This window comes from Bradyrhizobium sp. 142 (assembly GCF_023074015.1).
Classification (GTDB): Bacteria; Pseudomonadota; Alphaproteobacteria; order Rhizobiales; family Xanthobacteraceae; genus Bradyrhizobium.
Genome location: NZ_JADPKQ010000432.1, coordinates 1 through 705, shown reverse-complemented (window position 1 = coordinate 705; position 705 = coordinate 1). Strand labels below are relative to the sequence as shown.

The following is a 705-nucleotide window of genomic DNA, read 5'->3' as shown; positions in this document are numbered from 1 at the left end:
GGCTCGCATGCGAGGCGCTTTTGCGGATCAGGGCGGGTTGTTTTCGTACATTTCGCCGGAGGCGCGGGTGCCTGCGAACCACCCGCTGAGGAAGATCCGGGAGCTTGTCCGCGATATTTTGAGTGAGCTGAACCGTAGCCTTGGCAGGCTTTACGCGAGCGAAGGACGGCCCTCGATCCCTCCGGAGCAATTGCTGAGCGCCTTGCTGCTGCAGGTATTCTACGGCATCCGCTCGGAACGCCAGTTGATGGAGCAATTGGACTACAATCTTCTGTACCGCTGGTTCGTGGGGCTTTCGCCTGATGCCCCGGTCTGGGACCCGACCACCTTCACCAAGAACCGGGACCGGCTGCAGAAAGGCGAGGTGTTTACGAAGTTCATGAGCAAGCTTCTGAATCATCCGCAGGTCAAGCCTCTGCTGTCGGACGAACATTTCTCGGTGGACGGAACGCTGATCGATGCCTGGGCTTCGCAGAAGAGTTTTCGTCCCAGGGACGGCAGCGGTGACGATGATGACGGCGCGAACTTCCACGGCCAGAAGCGCAAAAACGACACCCATGCCAGTACCAGCGATCCTGACAGCAGGCTTTATCGCAAGGCCGCCGGGCGGGAGGCAAAGCTTTGCTATATGGGCCACGCCACCATGGAGAACCGGCATGGCTTGGCGGTGGCCGGCATGGTCACGCATGCCAATGGCACCGCCGA

The 705-nt window shown here is 60.3% G+C and carries 1 protein-coding gene; it reads left to right on the top strand.

Features of this window, described 5'->3' with window-relative positions; all coding sequences use genetic code 11:
- Positions 1-7 precede the first annotated feature (7 nt).
- Positions 8-705 (top strand): IS5 family transposase (locus IVA82_RS40090; RefSeq protein WP_247382356.1); only part of this gene is annotated, 698 nt, incomplete at its 3' end.